Annotated in this window: 24 protein-coding genes; 13 read left to right on the forward strand and 11 right to left on the reverse strand. The window is 47.3% G+C overall.

Translation table 11 applies throughout. The features are described 5' to 3' along the window. Positions 1 to 12 precede the first annotated feature (12 nt). Positions 13 to 384 carry a gamma-butyrobetaine hydroxylase-like domain-containing protein gene (locus tag JYJ62_RS05775; protein WP_205341332.1) on the forward strand — a complete coding sequence of 124 codons (372 nt, stop codon included), beginning with the start codon at positions 13 to 15 and terminating at the stop codon, positions 382 to 384. Positions 385 to 507: 123 nt separating this feature from the next. Here JYJ62_RS05775 and JYJ62_RS05780 read toward each other — a convergent pair whose 3' ends face one another. Further along, positions 508 to 783 carry a polyhydroxyalkanoic acid system family protein gene (locus tag JYJ62_RS05780; protein ID WP_205341242.1) on the reverse strand — a complete coding sequence of 92 codons (276 nt, stop codon included), beginning with the start codon at positions 781 to 783 and terminating at the stop codon, positions 508 to 510. A 139-nt stretch (positions 784 to 922) separates the two neighbouring features. Between JYJ62_RS05780 and ubiE the strand changes: the two genes are divergently transcribed. The 10 genes from ubiE (at position 923) to JYJ62_RS05830 (ending at position 9,112) form a co-directional block, all read left to right on the forward strand. Next, positions 923 to 1,693, forward strand: coding sequence for a bifunctional demethylmenaquinone methyltransferase/2-methoxy-6-polyprenyl-1,4-benzoquinol methylase UbiE (gene ubiE / locus JYJ62_RS05785; RefSeq protein WP_205341243.1), 771 nt, complete (start codon positions 923 to 925; stop codon positions 1,691 to 1,693). Beyond that, a complete protein-coding gene (locus tag JYJ62_RS05790; protein ID WP_205341244.1) occupies positions 1,693 to 2,310 on the forward strand; it encodes a ubiquinone biosynthesis accessory factor UbiJ in 618 nt (205 codons plus the stop codon). Before ubiE ends, JYJ62_RS05790 begins: the two co-directional genes overlap by 1 nt. After that, the gene (ubiB, locus tag JYJ62_RS05795; RefSeq protein WP_205341245.1) at positions 2,307 to 3,884 is read left to right on the forward strand and encodes a ubiquinone biosynthesis regulatory protein kinase UbiB; all 1,578 of its coding nucleotides are present in this window, start codon (positions 2,307 to 2,309) and stop codon (positions 3,882 to 3,884) included. The genes JYJ62_RS05790 and ubiB overlap by 4 nt, the downstream gene beginning before the upstream one ends. A 52-nt stretch (positions 3,885 to 3,936) precedes the next feature. Beyond that, complete coding sequence (hisI, locus tag JYJ62_RS05800) at positions 3,937 to 4,326, forward strand: phosphoribosyl-AMP cyclohydrolase (RefSeq protein ID WP_205341246.1); 390 nt, start codon at positions 3,937 to 3,939, stop codon at positions 4,324 to 4,326. 2 nt (positions 4,327 to 4,328) lie between these two features. Beyond that, complete coding sequence (locus JYJ62_RS05805; RefSeq protein ID WP_205341247.1) at positions 4,329 to 4,664, forward strand: phosphoribosyl-ATP diphosphatase; 336 nt, start codon at positions 4,329 to 4,331, stop codon at positions 4,662 to 4,664. Between the two features lie 25 nt (positions 4,665 to 4,689). Continuing rightward, positions 4,690 to 4,926, forward strand: coding sequence for a twin-arginine translocase TatA/TatE family subunit (gene tatA, locus JYJ62_RS05810; RefSeq protein ID WP_205341248.1), 237 nt, complete (start codon positions 4,690 to 4,692; stop codon positions 4,924 to 4,926). 8 nt (positions 4,927 to 4,934) lie between these two features. Beyond that, the gene (gene tatB / locus JYJ62_RS05815) at positions 4,935 to 5,261 is read left to right on the forward strand and encodes a Sec-independent protein translocase protein TatB (protein WP_205341249.1); all 327 of its coding nucleotides are present in this window, start codon (positions 4,935 to 4,937) and stop codon (positions 5,259 to 5,261) included. After that, entirely contained in the window at positions 5,258 to 6,061 is an 804-nt protein-coding gene (tatC, locus tag JYJ62_RS05820) for a twin-arginine translocase subunit TatC (protein ID WP_205341250.1), read from the forward strand. Before tatB ends, tatC begins: the two co-directional genes overlap by 4 nt. Continuing rightward, a complete protein-coding gene (locus JYJ62_RS05825) occupies positions 6,058 to 6,765 on the forward strand; it encodes a 16S rRNA (uracil(1498)-N(3))-methyltransferase (protein ID WP_205341251.1) in 708 nt (235 codons plus the stop codon). The genes tatC and JYJ62_RS05825 overlap by 4 nt, the downstream gene beginning before the upstream one ends. A gap of 175 nt (positions 6,766 to 6,940) precedes the next feature. Next, positions 6,941 to 9,112, forward strand: coding sequence for a heavy metal translocating P-type ATPase (locus JYJ62_RS05830; RefSeq protein ID WP_205341252.1), 2,172 nt, complete (start codon positions 6,941 to 6,943; stop codon positions 9,110 to 9,112). 115 nt (positions 9,113 to 9,227) lie between these two features. On the opposite strand, the gene dtd is transcribed toward JYJ62_RS05830, so the two are convergent. After that, complete coding sequence (gene dtd / locus JYJ62_RS05835) at positions 9,228 to 9,665, reverse strand: D-aminoacyl-tRNA deacylase (RefSeq protein ID WP_205341253.1); 438 nt, start codon at positions 9,663 to 9,665, stop codon at positions 9,228 to 9,230. Between the two features lie 377 nt (positions 9,666 to 10,042). On the opposite strand from dtd, the gene JYJ62_RS05840 reads away from it, so the two are divergent. Next, positions 10,043 to 10,543: a YSC84-related protein gene (locus JYJ62_RS05840; RefSeq protein ID WP_232365731.1), complete on the forward strand. Its 501-nt coding sequence runs from the start codon at positions 10,043 to 10,045 to the stop codon at positions 10,541 to 10,543. Positions 10,544 to 10,677: 134 nt separating this feature from the next. On the opposite strand, the gene JYJ62_RS05845 is transcribed toward JYJ62_RS05840, so the two are convergent. The 8 genes from JYJ62_RS05845 to JYJ62_RS05880 all read right to left on the reverse strand — a co-directional run bounded on the left by JYJ62_RS05845 (position 10,678) and on the right by JYJ62_RS05880 (position 20,965). After that, a complete protein-coding gene (locus JYJ62_RS05845; protein WP_232365722.1) occupies positions 10,678 to 11,325 on the reverse strand; it encodes an NUDIX hydrolase in 648 nt (215 codons plus the stop codon). Between the two features lie 303 nt (positions 11,326 to 11,628). Next, on the reverse strand, positions 11,629 to 12,303 hold the full coding sequence (locus JYJ62_RS05850) for a nitrous oxide reductase accessory protein NosL (protein ID WP_232365723.1): 675 nt from the start codon (positions 12,301 to 12,303) through the stop codon (positions 11,629 to 11,631). Between the two features lie 25 nt (positions 12,304 to 12,328). Further along, complete coding sequence (locus JYJ62_RS05855) at positions 12,329 to 13,159, reverse strand: ABC transporter permease (RefSeq protein ID WP_205341256.1); 831 nt, start codon at positions 13,157 to 13,159, stop codon at positions 12,329 to 12,331. After that, positions 13,156 to 14,067 carry an ABC transporter ATP-binding protein gene (locus JYJ62_RS05860; protein ID WP_205341257.1) on the reverse strand — a complete coding sequence of 304 codons (912 nt, stop codon included), beginning with the start codon at positions 14,065 to 14,067 and terminating at the stop codon, positions 13,156 to 13,158. Before JYJ62_RS05860 ends, JYJ62_RS05855 begins: the two co-directional genes overlap by 4 nt. After that, positions 14,064 to 15,416: a nitrous oxide reductase family maturation protein NosD gene (locus tag JYJ62_RS05865; protein ID WP_205341258.1), complete on the reverse strand. Its 1,353-nt coding sequence runs from the start codon at positions 15,414 to 15,416 to the stop codon at positions 14,064 to 14,066. Before JYJ62_RS05865 ends, JYJ62_RS05860 begins: the two co-directional genes overlap by 4 nt. Positions 15,417 to 15,521: 105 nt before the next feature. After that, positions 15,522 to 17,435 carry a TAT-dependent nitrous-oxide reductase gene (gene nosZ, locus JYJ62_RS05870; protein ID WP_205341259.1) on the reverse strand — a complete coding sequence of 638 codons (1,914 nt, stop codon included), beginning with the start codon at positions 17,433 to 17,435 and terminating at the stop codon, positions 15,522 to 15,524. Between the two features lie 43 nt (positions 17,436 to 17,478). Further along, positions 17,479 to 19,674: a transcriptional regulator NosR gene (gene nosR, locus JYJ62_RS05875; RefSeq protein WP_232365724.1), complete on the reverse strand. Its 2,196-nt coding sequence runs from the start codon at positions 19,672 to 19,674 to the stop codon at positions 17,479 to 17,481. Positions 19,675 to 19,945: 271 nt separating this feature from the next. Then, positions 19,946 to 20,965 (reverse strand): class 1 fructose-bisphosphatase, encoded by a 1,020-nt coding sequence (locus tag JYJ62_RS05880; RefSeq protein ID WP_205341260.1) that lies wholly within the window; start codon positions 20,963 to 20,965, stop codon positions 19,946 to 19,948. 316 nt (positions 20,966 to 21,281) lie between these two features. Between JYJ62_RS05880 and JYJ62_RS05885 the strand changes: the two genes are divergently transcribed. Beyond that, positions 21,282 to 21,983, forward strand: coding sequence for an OmpW/AlkL family protein (locus JYJ62_RS05885; protein ID WP_205341261.1), 702 nt, complete (start codon positions 21,282 to 21,284; stop codon positions 21,981 to 21,983). A gap of 129 nt (positions 21,984 to 22,112) precedes the next feature. Here JYJ62_RS05885 and JYJ62_RS05890 read toward each other — a convergent pair whose 3' ends face one another. After that, positions 22,113 to 22,997 carry a sugar nucleotide-binding protein gene (locus tag JYJ62_RS05890; protein WP_205341262.1) on the reverse strand — a complete coding sequence of 295 codons (885 nt, stop codon included), beginning with the start codon at positions 22,995 to 22,997 and terminating at the stop codon, positions 22,113 to 22,115. Between the last annotated feature and the right edge of the window lie 26 nt (positions 22,998 to 23,023).

Consider the following 23,023-nt stretch of genomic DNA (forward strand, 5'->3'; position numbering starts at 1 on the left):
GAGACCACCATGCTGATTCCAACACGTATTAAACTCAATAAAAGCTCAAAAACACTGGAGCTGGGCTATGCCGACGGTCAGCAGTTTATTTTGCCAGCTGAGTTTTTACGCGTGCATTCCCCTTCTGCTGAAGTACAAGGACATGGCCAGCCAATACTGCAGTACGGCAAGCTGAATGTTGCGCTGACTGATGTAGAGGCCACAGGTAATTACGCGCTAAAACTGACCTTCGATGATGGTCATGACAGCGGTTTGTATACTTGGACCTACCTGCATCAATTAGCCACGCAACAAGCAACGTTATGGCAAGAGTACTTAGATACGCTCAGCACCGCAGGACGCTCACGTGATCCGAGTGAGTCGGTTGTTCGGATGATGCTTTAATCAGCGAGTACGCCGCAGCACCGCGAAGTAACCACTCATAGCCTTATACGCGACCTCGGTCACGTACGCACGGCTCACAGCTCACAGCTCGCTGTGTTTATCAAAAACATTGCACCCAGCGTTTTATGCCAATTGCTTGTCTAAAGCCTCTTCAATTTCACGCTTAATGGTGCCACTGAGTGCTGACAGCAATAAACCCAGCTTAAGACTGACACAGACCTTAGCATCATCCACAGCAATCGTACCCTGTGCACCCGTACGACGAAACTCCAGGGTATCACCCACCCAACGGTAACTGACGTCATATTGCTTAGCCAGACGCTCAGCCAGCTGTTGCGCCTGCTCGCGCGCACCAGCACGACCCAAGTGGTGTTGTCGCTCAACTACAATTTTACTCATATCTATCTCCTAACGCGTTGCCCAACAGCGAGTATCTGTACATATTGTACAGGCGATATTGACGCTAATCTGTCCAGCGTCAAGACAAACTGCGCTGTGGGTATTAGAATGTTCGATAATCTGTCTAAGGTGAAGTTTTATGAGCAATCCACATCAGCCCAATAGTAATGAGCCCACCACCCACTTCGGCTTTGAAAATGTTCCTGAAAGTCAGAAAGCAGAAAAAGTTGCTGAAGTGTTTCATTCTGTGGCTGCCCGTTATGACATTATGAATGACGTGCTTTCTGGTGGCATGCACCGTTTATGGAAACGTTTCACCATCGAACTTTCGGGTGTGCGTCGCGGCAATAAAGTGCTCGATATTGCCGGCGGCACAGGCGATCTCGCACGTAAGTTTTCCAGTCTTGTCGGCCCTGAAGGCCAAGTAGTATTGGCTGACATTAATGCCTCAATGCTCAAAGTAGGCCGTGATCGTCTGCTCGATAAAGGTGTGGCAAACAATATCCGCTTTGTTCAAGCCGATGCCGAAAAACTGCCTTTCCCAGATAATCACTTTGATGTCGTGACCATTGCCTTTGGTTTACGTAATGTCACTCATAAAGAAGAAGCCTTACGCTCGATGCTCCGCGTACTAAAGCCGGGCGGGCGTTTACTGGTGCTGGAGTTTTCTAAACCGAGCAACCCACTGCTGTCTAAGTTTTACGATGCGTACTCATTTAAATTTATGCCGCTGGCTGGCAAGTTGATTACCGATGATGCCGACAGCTACCGCTATCTTGCTGAATCCATTCGTATGCACCCGGATCAAGAAACGTTAAAAGCGATGATGAACGATGCGGGCTTTGAACGAGTGACCTTTCACAATATGACCGGCGGTATTGTCGCACTGCACCGCGGAATCAAACCCTAATGCTGACCCAGTTTGCTTTAGCCAGTGCCGAACGGGCAGTTAATCATGTGCTCAGTTTAGACAGCAGAGCACAAGCACGCCTCGCGCCTTTAGCAGGAAAAGTCATTGCGATAGTCTGCAGCATGCCAGCCGTCACGGTCTATCTGATCCCGTTAGAGACGGGCATACAGCTGGCCAAAGAATGGCAGGCGCCAGCTGACTGTACTTTAAGCGCACCAGCTAAACTGCTGCTAAAGCTCGTCACCAGTACCGATAAAAGCACAGTGCTACACCATCCTGATGTTAGCCTCGACGGCAACAGTGCACTCCTGATGGAACTCGCAGATATCCTACAAAGCCTTGAGCTGGACTGGGAGTATGAAGTATCACGCTGGCTCGGCCCTGTCCCAACAGCCCTGCTCAGCGGCCACTTACGTAGCCGCAGCCGTTGGTTGTTACAGTCAGCACAAAGCCTGCATTTAAATGCCGCCGACTATTTGGCTGAAGAGTCGCGCGCCCTGGTGGGGCATATTGAAGCAGATATGCGCTTTAGTGAAATAGACCAGCTGACACTTGATTTAGACCGTCTTGATGCTCGCATTGCGCTCTTACTTAAACGGAACCAAAAGCCTCTATGAAGCTGCTTGCCATCCGCCGACTCTGGCGCATTTTACGTGTCACCATCCGTTATCGTCTGGATGACCTGCTCTTTGCTCTGCCCTTACCTTGGCATTTGCGTATCTTGCAGGTTCTAATGCCTTGGCGCTGGTTACCCCGCAGCAGCAACCCTATGAAGCGCGGTGAAGCATTACGTTTAGCACTGGAGGATCTAGGGCCAGTGTTTATTAAATTTGGCCAAATCCTCTCGACCCGGCGTGATTTATTGCCGCCGGATATTGCTGATGAAATGGCAAAGCTACAAGATCAAGTTCCGCCCTTCTCATCAGAGCAGTCCATGAAACTGATTGAAGAGCAGCTCGGCGCGCCAATTAGTGAAGTTTTTAGTACTTTTTCCAGCATTCCATTGGCATCTGCTTCGATTGCTCAAGTGCACGCTGCACAACTCAAAACTGGCGAAGACGTAGTGGTTAAAGTGATTCGACCAGGCTTAAAACCAATCATTGCTCAAGACATTGCTTGGCTCTTCACATTGGCCAGTTTAGCTGAACGCGCCTCACCAGACGCACGCCGTTTGCGTCCTAAAGAAGTGGTCAGTGATTACGAAAAAACTATCTATGATGAGCTGGACTTGCTACGAGAAGCAGCGAATACCAGCCAGTTACGTCGTAACTTTAGCGGTTCTTCATTGCTCTATGTGCCGCAGATTTATTGGCAATGGAGCCGTCCAAAAGTCTTGGTGATGGAGCGTATTTACGGTATTCCAGTCACCGATATGGCCGCATTAGTTGATCAGGGTACCGATCTTAAGAAATTGGCTGAGCGCGGTGTAGAAATTTTTTTCACTCAGGTTTTTCGCGACAGTTTCTTTCATGCTGATATGCACCCTGGTAATATTTTTGTCAGCACCCACACCCCATGGGATCCGCAGTATATTGCTATTGACTGTGGCATCATTGGTTCGCTGACACCAGAAGATCAAGATTATCTAGCGCGTAACTTATTGGCATTTTTCAAGCGTGACTACCGTAAAGTCGCGCAACTGCATATTGATTCCGGCTGGGTGCCCAGTGATACCCGCATCAATGAGTTTGAAGCGGCGATTCGTACCGTCTGTGAGCCTATTTTTGAACGACCGTTAAAAGAAATTTCTTTTGGTCATCTCTTATTACATCTGTTCCAAACCGCGCGACGCTTTAATATGGAAGTGCAGCCGCAACTGGTTTTGTTGCAAAAAACCTTGTTAAACATCGAAGGCTTAGGTCGTCAGTTGTACCCTGATCTTGATCTGTGGAGTACCGCGCAGCCTTATTTAGAACGCTGGATGCGCGAACGCTATATGCCCAAGCATGTGCTGAGCAATCTGCAGCAACAAATTGAGAAACTGCCACACTTAGCCCATATGGCACGCGATAGCTTTGAAAAATTCAGCACAAATTCTGTGCAACCTGCCGCACCTCAGCTATGGTTGAATCGACTTTTAGGTGCAGGATTATTAGTGGCCAGCGCACAACTGGGCTTAGCCCTAGAGTTGCACGCTTGGCCTGCTTGGTTAATGCTAGGGACTGGCCTCAGTTTAGTCTTACGTCGTTAGCAACATGCGGTTTTTCTAGACACTTAACAACACGACAGTTATTGAGAATACTATGAGCAACTGGTTAGACGAAATAAAATGGGACAGCGACGGCCTGATTCCCGCCATCGCCCAAGACTACAAAACCAATCGCGTTTTAATGGTAGCGTGGCTGAACCGCGAATCGCTGGAACTGACTGTTAAAGAACAACGCGCAATTTATTGGTCACGCTCACGGCAAAAACTCTGGCGTAAAGGTGAAGAATCCGGACATATTCAGCAACTACATGAAGTACGCCTAGACTGTGATGCTGATGTTATTATTCTGCGAGTGGAGCAAATTGGTGATATTGCTTGCCATACCGGTCGCCACAGCTGCTTTTATCGTGTATTAAATGATGGTCAATGGCAGGTAGTAGAACCTGTTATAAAAAATCCACATGATATCTATCAAGGCTTATAAGCATGACTGACGATATTCTGCGCCGTGTAGCACAGGTCATTGACTCTCGCAAAGGCGCTGAGCCAAACACGTCCTACGTTGCAAGCCTGCACCATAAAGGCTTAAATAAAATCTTGGAGAAGGTCGGCGAAGAAGCGGTAGAAACCATCCTTGCGGCAAAAGATGCAGCCAGCTCGGGTGATAACAGCGACGTTATTTATGAAACAGCAGATCTCTGGTTTCATAGTTTAGTCATGCTATCTGCTTTAAACTTAGAGCCACAAGCTGTACTTGATGAGCTTGAGCGGCGTTTTGGCTTATCAGGTCACGCAGAAAAAGCGGCTCGCACAACCACTTAATTATTTGCATTTTGGAGTACATATCATGGGCGGTATTAGCGTTTGGCAACTACTGATTATTCTCGCAATCGTTATTGTTTTGTTTGGTACCAAGCGTCTTAAAGGCGTTGGTTCTGACCTCGGTGACGCGATTAAAGGCTTCCGCAAAGCAGTCGACACCGGTGAGGAAAAACCAACTGAGACGGTACAGAAGTCCGAAGCGACTGGACAGACTTTTGACGCCACGGCACAACATATCGAAGAACCTTCTTCTAAAAAATGAGTTAATCCATGTTTGATATTGGCTTTTCTGAACTGATCCTGATTGGCGTCGTTGCTCTCTTGGTGCTTGGCCCTGATCGTTTACCTGGTGCAGCACGGGTTGCAGGGCTATGGCTGGGCCGTATCAAACGCAGTTTTAACAATATAAAAGAAGATGTCGAGCGTGAACTGGGCGCGGATGAGATTCGCCGTGAGCTGCATAACGAAGGGATTTTAGAAAAAGAGCGTAAAATGCTCAAGGATACTGCCAGTAAAGCTAATAAAATGCTGAGCGATAAACCACTAGAGACCTTACTAAAAGACAGTAATAGCGCAGATAAAGAGCAGCCCTTATGAGTACACCCCAACAGCCAGACACGACCATGCCATTGGTTGCTCATCTGACCGAGCTGCGCACACGTTTATTACGTTGCGTAGTGTCTATCTTGGTGATTTTTGCGAGCCTGTTTTATTTCGCTCAAGACATTTATGCCTTAGTCTCGGCACCTTTACGGGCGTATCTACCGGAAGGCGCAACGATGATTGCAACGGGCGTTGCGTCGCCGTTCCTGACACCTTTTAAACTCACTATGGTGGTTTCGCTGTTTCTCAGCATGCCAGTGATTTTACAGCAAATCTGGGGTTTTATTGCACCAGGTTTATACAAACATGAGAAACGCATTGCAATACCACTGCTGATTTCCAGTGTTATTTTATTTTATGCCGGCATGGCTTTTGCCTACTTTGTCGTGTTCCCCATTATGTTTGGCTTCTTTGCCAGCGTGACCCCACAAGGGGTCGAGATGATGACGGATATTGGCCAGTATTTAGACTTTGTTTTAACTTTATTTTTTGCCTTTGGCGTTGCCTTTGAAATCCCCATTGCCACTTTCTTACTGGTGTGGATGGGTATCGTTGACGTCGCAACCTTGCGCAAAAGTCGTCCTTATGTAGTCGTGGGTTGTTTTTTTGTTGGAATGGTACTGACTCCACCTGATATTTTCTCGCAAACCCTACTGGCCATCCCCATGTGGTTCCTATTTGAAGTGGGTGTGCTGTTTGGTGGCATTATTCAAAAAGAGCGTGAGGCGAAGGCGGCTGAAGAGTCTGAGTCAGATACCAATAACGATGACCAAACGCCTTCAGTTCAATCATGAATTTACTGCTGCTCAATGACGCTGATTTTATCGCGGCGGATCGGGTACGTATTACTGACCGCCGTTTACAGCACCTCAACAGTGTCAATAAAGCCAGCATCGGACAAACTCTGCGCGCGGGTCGCCTAGGTGGCTTGCAAGGTCAAGCCACGATATTGTCGATTACTCAGGAAGCGGCAGAGTTACAGATTAGCCTGCAAGACAATCCCCCCGCAAAACTTCCCCTGACCCTACTGCTAGCGTTGCCTCGTCCAAAAATGCTGCGACGCACCCTGCAAACCATTGCCAGCATGGGCGTAGATAAGCTGGTGTTAATTAATAGTTACCGAGTGGAAAAAAGTTTTTGGCAAACACCTTTTTTACACCTCGATGCGATCACTGAACAACTGATTTTAGGTTTGGAACAAGCACGCGATACAGTGTTGCCAGAAGTCATATTAGCCAAGCGTTTTAAGCCGTTTGTCGAGGATCAACTGCCCGCTATTGCTGCTAACACGCACGGTTTAATCGCGCACCCTGGTAACTACCCTGAGTGCCCAAGAGCACTGAGTGAAGCTGTCACCTTAGCCATTGGCCCAGAAGGTGGTTGGATTCCTTATGAAGTTGAGTTGCTGAGCAAAGCCGGACTGCAACCTGTACAACTCGGTGAGCGTATTTTACGCGTCGAAACAGCCGTGCCTGCGCTGTTAGCACGGCTATTTTAAATGTCTACATCACTAAAGCTTTGCGCTGCAACCTCTGTTTATAGCATTCACTAACGAGTTTCAGTCTAGTGAGTCATGGCTCAATCCTAGCGCTCTACCGACTAAAGCGCTTGACGCTATAGTCTTTATAATGGTCTTTAGTCAGTAGTCAAACATCATCTCGATTGGAGTCGCTATGAAATCCTGCAAAACGGAGTGCGGCATAGACAACACGCAACCTAGATCTTCCACAAAAAAAGACGCTACACATATCACCAGTGTCTTTATCATTACCGAAATGGACTGTCCCACCGAAGAGCAGCTGATTCGTAGCAAGCTGGCGACTGTATCGGGTATTAGCGCAGTAGAGTTTAATCTGATGCGGCGCCAGCTCACCGTCAGTCATGCAGAGTCTGCTCTTGCAACAATTATGAGCGCTCTAGAGAGCATCGGATTTAGACCACAGCTGCAACACGAGCAGAGCAACAGCAGTGCACTTCATCAGCCGCAGTCAGCACGCTGGCCGCTCATTATTGCTGGTATAGCCGCTACTGCCGCTGAGGTCTTAGACTGGAGACTGGACGGTACGCATTGGAGTACCGTGGTCCTCACCCTTGTAGTGTTATTCACGGTTGGCTTACCGGTGTTAAAAAAAGGCTGGATTGCCATTCGTACTGGCAATCTAAATATTAATGCCTTAATGACGATTGCTGTAACCGGCGCACTCTTTATCGGCCACTGGCCGGAAGCAGCGATGGTCACTTTCTTATTTGCCCTCGCAGAATGGATTGAGGCGAAGTCACTCGATCGCGCCCGTTACGCAATTCATAGCGTGTTAGAACTGGCGCCAGAAACCGCGCTCATTTTAGTTGAGCAACAGTGGCAAACACAATCTGCTGACGAGGTCGTTATTGGCACCCGAGTGCGCTTACAACCGGGCGAGCGTGTGCCCTTAGATGGCATTGTGGTCAGTGGCAACTCAACGGTTAATCAAGCTCCCATTACCGGTGAAAGCTTACCGGTTGAAAAGAGCATCGACAGTCCGCTATTTGCCGGCAGTATCAATATGCAAGGTGCTCTGGAGTACACCACCACAGCGACGCGAGATAACTCAACACTAGCACGGATTATCCATGCGGTTGAAGAAGCGCAAGTCAGTCGTGCGCCAACCCAACGTTTTATTGATCGCTTTGCCAAAGTTTACACGCCAATCGTGGTCGGTATTGCCTGTTTGGTCGCCATCGTACCCCCTCTACTTTTTGCCGGATTGTGGTCGGTCTGGTTGTATAAGGCGCTGGTGTTATTAGTTATCGCTTGCCCTTGTGCACTGGTCATCTCTACTCCGGTCGCCGTCGTCAGCGCTCTCACTCAAGCAGCCCGCCAGGGGATTTTAATTAAAGGTGGTGTCTTTTTAGAGCAAGGTAAAGCGCTGACGACATTAGCCTTCGATAAAACAGGCACCCTCACCCATGGCACGCCCGTATTGACGCAAACACTGCTGCTGCATGATGCACATAGCAACGCTAAGCATTTAGCCGCTAGCCTCGCCACACGTTCCGACCACCCAGTCTCCAAAGCCATTGAGCATGCGTTTATAGACCAGCAAGACCACTGGTATGAAGTCAGTGACTTCCAAGCCCTACTGGGACGCGGCAGTAGCGGCATAATCAATGGCACACGCTATTACTTAGGTAACCAGCGTCTCATCAAAGAATTGAAGATTGATTCAGAGCATTTCGAAAAGCAACTACAAACTCTTGAGCAGCAAGGACAAAGCGTCGTGATGCTGGCCAGCGAGAGCGACGTCATCGCCTGCTTTGCGGTCGCGGACACCTTGCGTGAACAAGCTGCTGAGGCCATTGCACAACTGCACGCGCTAGGTGTACACACGTTAATGCTCAGCGGTGATAATCAGCACACAGCGAACGCTATTGCCGCACAAGTGGGCATTCAACAAGCCACCGGTGAGATGCTACCCGAAGATAAACAACGCACCGTGCAGCAACTGCAAAGCAACGCGCAGCAGGTTGTGGGCATGGTCGGTGATGGTATTAACGATGCGCCAGCCTTAGCCCAAGCTAATATCAGTTTTGCCATGGCTGCAGCCGGTTCAGATAGTGCAGTTGAGGCAGCCAATATTGCCTTAATGGATGCTGACTTACGCAAAATCCCACAATTTATTCGCTTATCGCAGCACACAAGTACGATTCTTAAACAAAATATCAGCTTTGCTTTGGTGATTAAATTAATATTTTTAGTGTTGGCCATCAGCGGTCAAGCCACAATGTGGATGGCCGTATTTGCTGATCTGGGCGCCAGCTTATTGGTGATTATCAATAGTTTACGTTTATTGAAAAAGCGCTTTTAATCGACGCTCAGACTATTATCGATTGCAACCATAGCGCTAAAAGCTCGGGCAGTCATCGATGCATCAACGCGTTCTGCGCGGCAGCTGTTGTCTAACAGTACTGCGCAGATTTGAGCTAGACCTCCAGCATAAAGGTCACTGGCCCATCATTTATCAACTGTACTTGCATATCTGCAGCAAACTGTCCTGCCTGCACAGTACTATGGCGTTGCTGTGCCAAAGTGACCAATTGTTTAAACAACTCTTGCGCTTGCGCCGGTGTCGCAGCAGTAGAGAACCCTGGACGCAAACCACTGCGGGTATCAGCAGCTAAAGTAAACTGCGAAACCAACAGTAAACCACCTTGTGTATCCGTTAAAGAGTGGTTCATTCGCCCCTGCTCATCAGCAAAAACCCGATAATTAAGCAGTTTATGCAGCATTTTCTCAATGCTTTGCTGATTATCCTGCGGTTCAATACCGATCAAAACCAACAAACCATCCGCAATGCGTGCCACCTCAAGGTTTTCAATACTAACGCTGGCTTGGCTAACCCGCTGCAATAATGCTTTCACGTCCACCTCTTACTATCGACTGCTAAAAATATTGATATCGGCGTGACTCAACCCAATTCTACGCGGATCAAAAACAGGCCTGCTTGCTTCATGAGTTTAAAGCAAAAGCCTGATGGGTGCTGGTGCGAAGTACCCATTCCTATAGCGAAGAACCGTCTAATTAAGGAGACAATACATACGAACATACATCGATTGTGTGAAGACTGAACTTTACTATTTAACTAGCTATGCTGCTGTTTCCCGAGTATTGTCAAATAGCTTGGTTGCCTTTGTGCGATCAGGAAAAGCTCGGATGCTCATCAAAAAAGGATAATATAATGAACAAATTACGCAGTACATTTATTGCATTCATCGTTGCAGCGGTAGCCACCGTTTCGATGGCGACGTTGAATCTGGCAAGCGCAGCAACGGCTGAGGATTTAGATAGAGATTCTCTGCAGGCATTGCAAACACTATATAAAGCCGAACCCGTAGCCAAAACACTTTCACAAAGTGCCAAGGCGGTTTTGGTTTTCCCTAATATGATTAAAGCCGGATTGGTCTTCGGCGGCAGCTATGGTGAAGGCGTTCTGCTGAAAGGCTCTCAGGTTATCGATTACTACAACTCTGTTGCTGGCTCATGGGGTGTTCAAATCGGTGCACAATCTTATGGATATGCAGTGTTTCTGATGACCGATGAAGCAGTTAGCTATATAGAGAAGACCAAAGGTTGGGAAGTAGGTGTCGGTCCGACCGTAGTTGTCGTTGACGAAGGCATCGCTAAGAATATTTCTTCCTCTTCACTGAAAAATGATGCTTATGCATTTATCTTCAGTCAGCAAGGATTGATGGCTGGTGTGAGCATTGAAGGTACGAAGATTTCACATATTAAACGCTAAGTAAAAAACCAGGAGTAGCGACGATAACGGCACTCACCGGCTTTTCGCTCACTGCTCCTGGATTTACAACTGCTAACTGCTCATGGCAATCAACTAAAAAACCAATTCCATCCAATACGGCTAACAACCAGTCGTTACTGCCTGGGTTTCACTCGGCGTTGACTGCGCGCAGAGTTGATCAGCGCAGCAGTTGTTTCGAATGCCGCAATGTCTTGTAATGTGCTTATTGTCGGTAACGACAGTGGCAACTCGCCGCGCCTTCCTCTCTCCAGCGCGTCTAATGGAGCAAGCCAAATATGATCGATGGCTTCCTGACCATCCGGTACGGCTATCTGCTGCTCTGGAGCAGCCGCAACAAAAAAATGCGTATCGTAGCGCCGCGGTAGTCCAACAGGCGTAATCCAGCGACTGAAGAAGACCAGCTTTTCCACAGCAATCTTCAGACCTCTGAGACGGATCACATCAGCAAAAGTCAATTGCCCAGTATTCAGCCCTTCACGCATGCCAGCATAATATTCAATATCACTCGACTCAGCGATTTCCACATAAGTCCCTTGCGCATTATGGGCCAGCAGCAAACCGGCCTCCTCGAAGCTTTCTCGGATCGCAGCAATCGCATATGCAAGACCACCTTGCTCCACGCCCTGCATGCAACTGGCGTCAGTGTCATCGATGCTATTGCAGAGTGACAGTATGCTGTCACTGCTGTCCATAGGATCTACAGCTCCGCCAGGAAAAACAAAAACACCCGGCATAAAGGTTGCTTGATGGGTACGCTGCATTAGGAATACTTCTAATCCAAACGAAGTGTCCCGTGTCAAAATAAGCGTGGAGGCAGGGCGAGGCGTCATTTGCGGAGGTGACATAGTACGATCTCATACAGCCAAAAAATACTATAGAGGTGGCGCGCCAAGATTAAACAAAAATCTCAGTTATAGCTCAAGATACACTCTTCAATGCACAACGCAATATTTCAAATCAGCAACAACGATAGGAACAAGTGCGGAGGTGGATGAATAAGAGCTCACATTCAATAGACAACTGAGTGCCTATTGAATGTATTGAAGCATCAAGCAAACAAAAGATTAATGCTGCTGATGTGCATCATGCTCTGTTGCTGCATCTGTAGCAGGTACGTCGACTGGGGCTGTATGCTGGTCGTGCTCATCGATTTCTTCAGCAACACCATACTCATCCATCAAATGCTCGCCGTATGCCGCCGCATGCTCATGCCCAGCGCTGGCGAGCTCTTGCAGAACAGCCATATCCAATTGATCCCAACTCAGTACGCGGCCGCCTTTAGAATCGGCCAACAACTGCGCTGCTTCACGGCTACTAAAGGAAACTAAGGACGGTCCCATAGCACCCTGTAAGCTTGAACCAACCACATACCATGCAGTACGTGCATCAATCAGATGTTCATCTTTTGGATGATCCCAAGGGGTTTTTGCCACATCGTGTACATACAACTCAGCTTTAAGGTGCTGATTCTCCGGTTGCAGCCACCAGCTAAGCATGTCTTGCGTCGAGCAAAACTTGCGCACTGCAGTGCTGCTGCTTTCCAAAGCTTGTGCTTTAGCACCCGGTAATTCAGTAATGATCATCCCGCAAACATGACACTCGTCACCGGACTCAAAAGCCACAGGGCCTAATACTTCAGCCACTTCTGCTGTTTTTTTATCATCACCGCAGGCCGTCAGCAAAACACTTGCTAACAGCACCACCAACCAACGCATGGCAACACTTTGCATTTTTATCATTTCAAGCTCCTTAATTGTTATGAAATCATGCTGTTCGACGGGCAAACATCCAATGTGCTAAAGCTAATGAGGTGGCAACCCAAGCGACTAAACAACCCCATAATACGGCACTACTGACTGGCAAATCACCGGCTAACGCCATCACCCCGACGGTGCTTGAGCTGGACTCAAAACCAGCCAGATTAATCAGTCGATAAATATCCGCAGGATTGAGCAACAATAACCAAGGTAAAGCTTCGGGACTGAAGGTACCTTCGCTAACCACCAAAACTGCGAGCAAGGCTAGATCAAACACCAGCACAAATAAAAACCATAACCCTAAAGCTAAACCAGCTGCACTGGACTTTTCATTGGCGCGACTGCTAAGAACATAGGCCAAGGCTAAAAATACCAAACCCAATAAGGTGGAGGAAACAATGAAACGAGTAAAGGCCCAGACCAACATGCCCAGCTCAATTTCAGGAACTAATACGGCTATAGCCACTGCTGCGCAACCAAAGCCAATCAGCGTCGCTAAACCCAAGATCATGCCATGACCAACAAATTTGCCCAGTAAAATTTGTCCACGACTTAATGGATAGGTCAGTAGCAGCATCAAGGTGCCGCCTTCGTCTTCACCAACAATCGCATCATAAGCTAGCAATAAGGCAATTAACGGCATTAAAAAAGTTGCCAAACTCGCTAGACTGGCAATCGTAGCGGGGATTGAAGTAAAGCCAATTTGCCCAGAAGCAGCAGCGCCAAACCACGCAATACCCACCGCCAATAAAGCAAAAACCACACTGATTGCCAGCATCCAGCGGTTGCGTAAACCATCGCTAAACTCTTTACGGGCAATATTCCAAATCTGATTCATTGCTGAACTCCTGCAACACCCAAGGCACCTGCTTTTTCCATGTAATAGCAGTACAGGTCTTCTAACGAAGGAGGCTGCACTTCTAAGTCTTGCGGCTGTAGTTGTAAAATACGTTGCACCGTCGCTAGTTTATCCGCCGGAGCAACAAACACTTCATGCCAAGCACCGTGTAAAGGACGGATGGTTTGCACATCAGGCGCACTCAACTGCGCGACAGTTAAACCCGCCGCACGAATACGTACCGGTAACTGCGCCTGAGTGCGCAACTCATGCAAACTACCAATCGCCTCTAAACGTCCAAGCGCTAACACTGCAGCGCGATCAATATACGGCTCGACACCGGGTAACACATGCGAGCAAATAACAATACTAGTGCCTTCATCCCGCAAGCGACCAATCACTTGATACAGCTCTTGCGTGGCAATGGGGTCTAAACCAACTGTAGGCTCATCCAATAATAATAAGCGCGGACGCCCTAACAAAGCTTGAGCCAAGCCAAGACGTTGGCGCATGCCTTTAGAGTAGGTTTTTACTCGTTTCGAGCTGGCAGCAGTCAAGCCTACCTGCTCAAGCAAGTCATCTACCTGTTGCACTGCCGCACCTTTTAGGCGTGCAAAATGCAGCAAGGTTTCACGTCCAGTTAACTGCGGGTAAAAAGTGACGTTTTCTGGTAAAAAACCAATGTCTCGACGAATATCACTATCGCCAGGGGTGCCACCTAATACGCGAACTTGCCCACTTGTGGCTTGTAACAAACCTAAAATCAAACGTACTGTGGTCGTTTTGCCCGCGCCGTTATGACCAAACAGGCCTAGCACTTCGCCTTCCGCAACGTTCAAACTGATATTGTCCAGCACAGCCATAGTGCCGTACTGCTGATAAACATTGTGCAGCTCTACAGCATTCATTCTGATATTCCTGATGAAAGAGGGGCAGCCGTGCTCACTGGGCGCATAAGAGGATAACTGTCTTGTACGCCAGGATATTTAACCACTGGAAAAGCGCGCTGCACTAAGCGTAATAACTCGATACTTGGGCTGTGCATCAATAAGCGCACCTGTGGGTACATCCACAGTAATCGATCAACGTTATCGTTAGGCTCGTACGCGACATCGCCAACACCATCGCTGTTGCGATCCCAACCTAAATAGTCGCTCCAGTAATTACCTTTACCTTCGTGTGACCATTCTTGGTAGCGAATAGCCACATACTTTACTTGCTGCTGATTGCCAATAAAGGAGTTGTGATAAATACGGTTATCTTCTGATCCTGCTGTCAGGTGAATACCCAACGCACTATGTTCGAAGTGATTACCAGCGAGGGTATTAAACAGTGAGTTATAAATAAATAGCGCTTTACCCTCTGCTCCGCTGATATGCACACCATCGCCAGAGCCTGGCTGTACAGCTGTAACAAAATTATTTTTAAGCGTGGAATAGGTGATGTAGTTCATCAGTAAGCCGTAGTTCTGATCATGGTCAGAGCGGTTATCCGTGACCGTCAGCTGACGACTTTGCATCAGCGCATAGCCGGTACGCGTTCGCGTGGTACTGTTGTTGGTGACTTGATTACGGTTGGAAAACATATAGTGGATGCCATAACGCAAATCACGGATATGATTGTTATGAATAATATTATCATTGGCCGCTTCTATATAAATACCGTCGCGGGTTTCCCAAATTTCATTGCCACTAATGTTCGCAAAACGCACAGCAAACAAATGAATACCATTGCCACGGTCTTGATTACGTAAATCTTTATCACCCTGGACTTTGTTATCAATAATACTCACATTGTGCGTGGCATCGACCCACACACCAAAACCTTGACCATGGATAAAGTTGTTTTCAATACGCGCATTTTTAGCCGTACGTTCAACAAAAATACCTGCATCCATTTGCGTCAGGTTATTGCCCCATTCGCTGATATCACAGTTCTTAATGGTGACATCTGCGGCGCGAATATTCAGCGCATTACCAAGTCCATCGGCACGTAAATAAGCGTCTTTAGCGCACTCGAGGATCATTGGCTGATCCATCACAAAATGCCCGACATAATCACCGGCAGGTAAGCGCCAATGTTGCTCGGAGACCTTTTCTAAAGGTAATTGAGTGATTGATTGTAATTTTAAGTCCGCATCGGGTGCGGCTTGTATCTCGTGCAATTGCACGTTTTTCAATTCGTCAGGTACTTCTTCTGCTGCGTAAACAGGCAGAGCTAAAATCAATGCAACACTGTAAATAATTCCGCGAATCATCGCCGCGCATCCTGTTGTCTACGAGCCTGCATATAAAGTCCCCAATGTATCGGAAAACCGGCGATGCCTGATTGCCAGTGCATCGCCGGTAGCTTTTACCTGTTTTTACACAGGTTTAACGAGCATACGACCGACCATTTCCATGTGCAGTGCATGACAGAACCAGTTGCAGTAGTACCAGAACACACCAGGCTTATCAGCAGTGAAGGTCACTGACGCAGTTTGCTGTGGGCTGATTTCCATACTGACACCGTGGTTTACCATACAGAAACCATGGGTTACGTCTTCAATCATATCCAAGTTGGTGATTGTAACAGTAACTTCATCACCTTGATTAACAGTGAACTCGCTCATGCCGTAAGACGGAGCAATAGACGTCATGTAAACGCGGACTTTATTACCATCACGGATCACTTTGTTATCCGTTTCTAGAGTAATGCCATCTTTTTTCGCACGTTCTACTGTTGCAGCAAAGTATGGGTCATCACGATCCCAAACTTTCTTGGTTTTGATCTGGTCGCGACGCGCCATAATCGCATCATGCGGCTCAGCATAGGATGGGCCATCATGCACGATTTTCATTTCATCGCCAGAGATATCGATCAACTGATCATTCTCTGGGTGCAATGGACCCACTGGCAAGAAACGGTCTTTAGAGAACTTACTCAACACTAACAACCACTTACCGTCAGCATCTTTTGTTTCAGTCAATGACGCATGGTTGTGGCCTGGCTGGTAGTGTACATCAAGCTTTTGCTTAATGTAGTTCACTTTTTCGCCTTTGTAAGCGCGAACGGCTTCTTCCATATTCCACTTTACCACCTGACTGTCAATAAACAGTGTGGTGTACGCATTACCGCGACCATCGAAGGTGGTGTGTAATGGGCCTAAACCCAACTCTGGCTCAGCGACAACCACTTCACGTTCATCGGCAAATTTGTCATTAAACAAATCGTCCAACATATCAATGGCAATCATTGAACAGGTGGGTGACAGCTTACCGTTGGCAATAAAGTATTTACCATCTGGTGAAGTATTCAAGCCGTGTGGGTTTTTTGGAACCGGCACATAACGGGTGACACGAGCGTTTTTACCTTCTTTTTTACGACCATCAACTACAGGTACTTTAGAATCACCTAAAGTGATGAAGCGGCCTGCTTTGATTTCTTCTTCAATACGCGGAATATTAAAAATGGTGACCCAGTCACGCTCGTTACGCATCATACCAGCAAGATCAGTAGCACCTTCTGAGTTGTAGCACGTTGCTGCCGCATATTTACCGGTGTAGCACATATCGGTGTTATCAAGGTTACCGTCAACAATTACCTGCCATGCCATTTCCATGGTTTCGGCGTCGAGAGCGTTGTACATGGTGTACTTTTCTGCTGCATCGAGGTTATCGAGGTTTGTGCCATCGTTAGGATGTGGAATGATAAATTCTGCGTTACACAGTACATATTTTGTGTAAGGTACTTTTTGCAAACGCAAACCGTGGATTGATTGTACGTTAGGAATGGTAGTGATTTTATCACACTTCATAATATCTAAACGAATACGCGCAACACGGGTGTTGGCCTTATCGTTAATAAATAGATATTTACCATCATAACTGCCATCAGTCATAGAAATATGTGGGTGGTGACAGTCGCCATTCATAAACTTGGCACTTTCACCTAAAACAGCCTTACTTTCGTTGGTAATACCCCAACCAACAGCACCATCCATATTAAAAACTGGAATACGCATCAGTTCGCGCATAGATGGTAGACCCATCACACGCACTTCACCTTGGTGACCGCCACTTAAGAAGCAGTAGTAATCATCCAATTCACCAGGACCAACATGGGCTTTATTCTTCGCCTCTTTAACAGCAGCAGCCCAAGTTTCACGACTCATTACAGAAGAGCCGATCGCTGTAGCACCTGCTAGGGTTGCACCAGTGACTGCAGTGGCGCCAAGAAATCCGCGCCGACTTAAGCCTGCTTTTTCAATCTCAGTTGTTGTTTTCTTTTCGCTCATGACAGATACATCTCCTTGATAATTTATCTTAATTTGGACGGAATTAAGACGTGGTTTCCAGCTGGACGGCCGGAATGATTTGCGGCTCTTGCGTTTGCGGAGCTGCTTTAGTGCGTTCGCGGCGTTTCTTCTTCGCCACCAAAGGAGGACAACGATCCTCATTAAAGTAAGTCACTTGGCAATCGAGGCAGTGGTGACATTCATTGGCGTTGATCGTCCCATCAGGATGAATCGCTTGAACCTCACACTCAACCGCACATAACTGACAAGGTGTACCGCACTCTTTGCGGCGCTTGAGCCAGTCAAATAAACGTAGTTTAGTCGGTATGGCTAAACCAGCGCCCAGCGGGCAGATATAACGGCAATACACTTTGCGAGTAAAGATATTAATCACTAGCAAAACGACAGCATATAGAACAAACCACCACTGACGATCAAACCTCAATGTGATTGCGGTTTTAAAGGGCTCAATCTCTGCGAACTGCTCTGCAGTCGACATTGATTCGAGAGAGATACCAAATAGCACGAGTAATATAATGTATTTGATCGCCCAGAGCCGTTCATGCAATGCGAATGGCACTTCGTACTGTGGGATTTTTATCTTGCGCGCAATCTCATTAATAATCTCTTGCAAGGCACCAAATGGGCATAACCAGCCGCAGAACACACCGCGCCCCCAGAGCAAGACAATCGCTGCAGTCACACCCCAGAGAATAAAGATGACGGGGTCACTTAAGAACAGCTCCCAACTAAAGTTATTCATAATCGAATGCGCAAAAGTTAGCACGTTAACAATGGACAGCTGCCCTAAGGCATACCAACCAATAAACACTACAGTAAAGGTCAGATAACCCATACGAATGCGGTGTAGCCATTTAGGATGGCGCACTAATTGATCTTGCAGGAACAAGATCGCGAACAGTACGAATAAGCCAATACCTAACACGCTAATTTGGAAAGTTTTTTGATACCAAATATTCAACCACAATGGACGATTCGCTTCATCAATCGCCGCCTGTTCAGACGCGGTTAATGGTGGGCGCTCAATGTACATTTCAGGAATTTGGTAAGCCAATTCAAAGCTGGTAAAGATGCTGTCAACCGGGCCGGTTTGACGACGAACTAACAGTTCTAACGTCCAGTCTGACCCTGAATCAAAGGCATATTGTGGCCGAATAATAAAGATGCCCATTTCAGTAAAATCTGGCATCCCTTCGGCATACACATCACTTAAGCGATAAAAGTCTAAGTCACGGAAACTGATAATGTCGCCAAATTGACGTAACTGAATACGGTCAAAAATACCGCCACGTACATAGCCGGAACCTTTAAATGAATATTCACCATTACCCAGCACCACAATGGCATGCTCGTTAGGTTTCAGCTCATCCATTAAGTCTTTATATTGTCTTTCACCCAATAGGTTACGACCAATCGTCGGCGGGTTCAGCTCGGCGACATAGAGATCAATAAAAGTATCATCACGCTGATCTGCAGCAGCCGCATCGACACCTTCTGCTTCACTGCCAATAAAGGCATCATCCACTTGTCCGCGGTTAAGCAATAAGCGACGAATAGAGCCATCACCGGTCAAGGTGGTCCAACTGGCTTTCTCATACTGATCCATCAGCACTATGGCGGGCTTACTTTTAACTTGTGAGTGAGCCTCTACCAAACCAAGCGACACCGCCACTCGGTGTGCAGAACGCATAATGGCTTCATTCACCACCATAACCGTTACAGTAGCACCTGAGACCGCATCAATGGTGATAGCAGTTTCATCTTTTGAGCGGCCAATTACAACGCGCTGATCAACCCGAATGCCTTCATATTTCGCCGCAAAATCATGCAGTTTTTGCTCAGGAATACCAATCAATAAGATGGGCTCTTCATGTTTTAAAACATAAGCATCTCTGATAACACCTTGGGGATCTAAGAGCACCTGCAAATTAACAGGTTTACCTGAGTAAGCTGGAATATCCACCACATTAATAGTCTGATAGGCATAGCCGAGTAACTCATCACCCAACAAAATCTGTCTTATCTGAAACTCGCCTTCAGGTTCAGTAATAGTGCCCGACTGTGGAAAAGCTAAAGCTATACGCCCCTTTTCTAGCGCGCTTAAGCTTGCCGCTTGCGCTGAGCCCAATACAGAAAAAAAGAACACCAACACGAGCATTAGCCAAGCTATACGGGCCCATGTTCTGCGCTGTGTGGATAAAAAATAAATAGCCTGCATGATCGTGCCTTAGTACTTAAAAAGTACCTTGAGCTTAGCAAGCGGGGCAGTTAATACACCTTGACCAAAGTCATAGTTATTTTTTTTACTGTTAATCAATGTACATAATATTGATGCAAATGCAGAGAACATCGGACATACAGGCTTATCTTCATACGCCTCAACAAACCTATCAAATCAATGAAGTATTGACCCAAGTCAACACTGCATCCATAACGCACAAAGCCAGGCGAGCCTGGCTTTGTGCGTTATGGATGCAGCTTATAGCATTTTATTCAGCGTGATAGCCTGTTACACGCTCAACCTCTTCTTTGGAGCCTAAAAATACTGCAACGCGCTCATGTAACGAGCTCGGTTGAATGTCCATAATGCGCTGATAGCCGTTGGTTGAAACGCCGCCGGCTTGCTCAATAATAAACGACATCGGATTAGCTTCGTACATCAGGCGTAATTTACCTGGTTTTTCTGGCTCACGGCTATCACGTGGATACATAAAAATACCTCCACGCGTCAAAATACGGTGAACATCAGCAACCATTGCCGCAACCCATCGCATATTATAGTCTTTCTCGAGTGGTCCTTCTTCGCCTTGTAGCAGTTCATCGACATAGCGTTTTACTGGTGCTTCCCAGTGGCGTTGATTGGACATATTGATGGCAAACTCTGCAGTTTGCTCAGGCACACGAATATCATCATGAGTCATAATAAATGAGCCCATTTCAGCATCTAAAGTAAAGCCTTTAACGCCGTTGCCTAAGGTCAACACCAGCATGGTTTGCGGACCATAGATCGCGTAGCCTGCTGCCACCTGCTCAGTGCCAGGCTGCAAAAATGCTTCCTCGCCTAAATCGCCATCGTCACCATTGCGATCTGGACAGCGTAACACTGAGAAAATCGTACCAACAGAGACGTTCACATCGATATTACTCGAGCCATCTAATGGGTCAAACACCAGCAAGTATGAACCTTTTGGGTACTTACCTGGGATCTGATAGGCATTATCCATTTCTTCAGACGCCATACCGGCGAGGTGGCCACCCCACTCATTCGCTTCGAGAAGAATCTCATTAGATAACACATCGAGTTTCTTCTGTACTTCACCCTGTACGTTTTCAGTACCCATGCTACCTAAAACACCGCCCAATGCGCCCTTAGCCACCTGGTGGTTGATCATTTTACAAGCGCGCGCCACTACTTCGATTAAAAAGCGCAGCTCTGCCGGGGTTTGATGCGAACGTGTTTGTTCAATAAGGAAACGACTTAAACTCGTGCGTGAACTCGTGCGTGACATAAAACGCTCCAACGGAGTAGGAAAAAAATATGCCGGCAAGTTTACCGCTTTGTGACTCTGAATGCTGCAACGCTTTTCATTTGCGGTTCGATGACTCGCCTAAAGTCACATTAAATCAATCACCCCGCAGCCTATCGGTAGCGCTGCACAGCCAAAAACAGCCAACTTAGTCACGCTTATCTATCTTAAGTGCCATTTTCACAGCGACATAGTTAACTAGCGGCGTTTTTGTTGATCTGTATCAAACAGCAGTGTGCTTCATTCCGTAACATTGTTACCAACCAACACATAAGACAAATTGCAAACGGAGCACATCATGCGCACAACTTTATTTGCCACGTCATTATTGGCGTTAGCGGTTGCAGCACCTTCAGTTCAAGCTCACCAAGCCGGCGATATTATCGTTCGTGCAGGTGCTGTGACTGTACAAACTCATGAAAGCACTTCCGGTGTTAAAGGTGACCGAGGTATTCTTGAAGGCGCAAATCTTGGTGGTAAAGCCACTCTAAATAATGACACCCAACTGGGTTTAAACTTTGCTTATATGGTCACTGACCATTGGGGTGTTGAATTACTAGCAGCAACACCTTTTAAGCATGAAGCGAACATTAAAGGCACCGGCGCGGTTGACGGTAAGCTTGGTAGCTTTAAGCACTTACCACCGACCTTAAGTGCTGTGTACTACCCACTGGATAGTAAATCAGCCTTCCAGCCCTATGTTGGTGCAGGTATTAACTACACTTGGTTCTTTGACGAGAGCGTAAGTAGTGGTGCTAAAGCTGGTAATAACGCAGCGGGCCTTCCACTGAAAAGCTTAAATATTAAAAATTCTTGGGGCTTAGCAGCGCAGATTGGTGCTGACTATATGCTTAATGATAATTTGCTGATCAACGGCCAAATTCGTTATATCGATATTGATACAGATGCTTATGTGAATGTGGCTGATGTGGCTCGCGCCAAAGTAAATGTTGATGTTAAACCATGGGTTTACATGGTCGGTCTTGGCTACAAGTTCTAAGTTTTACCAGCGAAAACAAAACAGGCGCATTAAGCGCCTGTTTTTATTTGTGCTGCAACATCCTGCGCTAAACTATTAAAGTGCTTGCGTTCCTATAGGAACGCAAGCACTGACTCGATCAGACAAACCTTAGACATTGCGATAATAGCTGTCGAGCAAATCTGCCAAACCTGTTCGCCACGCCCGCGGCTTAATGCCGAAAGTATGGGTAATCTTACGACTGTCTAGCACACCATGCTGTGGCTCAATCACCGCATCAGCAAAACTCGCATGCGCTCGCGACACCACCTCTTGACTCAATTGCGGCCGCCAAGCCTGGGCTTCAGCTAAAATTGCTTGCGCAACTGCTAACGCCGTCGCGGCTTCTTGCCCGCCATAATGGTAAGTACCCCATAACGGCGCCGAACAATCGAGCTGTTTTAATATCGCCAACATAACCCGCGCAGCATCTTCCACCGGCGTTGGATTGCCGCGCCGATCATCGGCCATCTCGACCGGTTCATGATCTTGTGCGCGACGTAATACACGACCCAACATCCCTTCAGGACTGTCATCCAGTAACCAGCCAACCCGCAGCAAAATATGCTTGGAACATAACGCTCGTACGCTCTGTTCCATACGCTGCAAAGCCTGTCCTCGTGGACTGAGCGGCTTGCACTCACTGCTTTCGCTATAAGCGGTGGCACGCACACCATCAAATATACGGTAACTAGATGGTTGCAAGAGAATGCAATCGTAATGCTTACACAACTGCGCTAAGCGCTCAATCGCTCGCTCTTGCGGAACAAAATGCAAAGGATCCACTGCACCAGCTTGAAACCAATCATAGTAGTACGCCAGATTGATCACTGCATCAGGACGTACTTCATCAATGAGGGTGGTTAAGCCGGCAGCGTCCCAAGCACCTTTTTCAGGTTTAGGCGCGAGAAAGGAAATATCCTCCTCGGCACCCAAACGTACCAAAGCTTGTCCTAGCGCGTTACCGCCACCCAGCAAAACCAAGCGTAATTGCATATCAGCCCCTCAGAGATGTTGTATAA

It is taken from the genome of Denitrificimonas caeni (assembly GCF_905120345.1).
Lineage (GTDB): Bacteria > Pseudomonadota > Gammaproteobacteria > Pseudomonadales > Pseudomonadaceae > Denitrificimonas > Denitrificimonas caeni_A.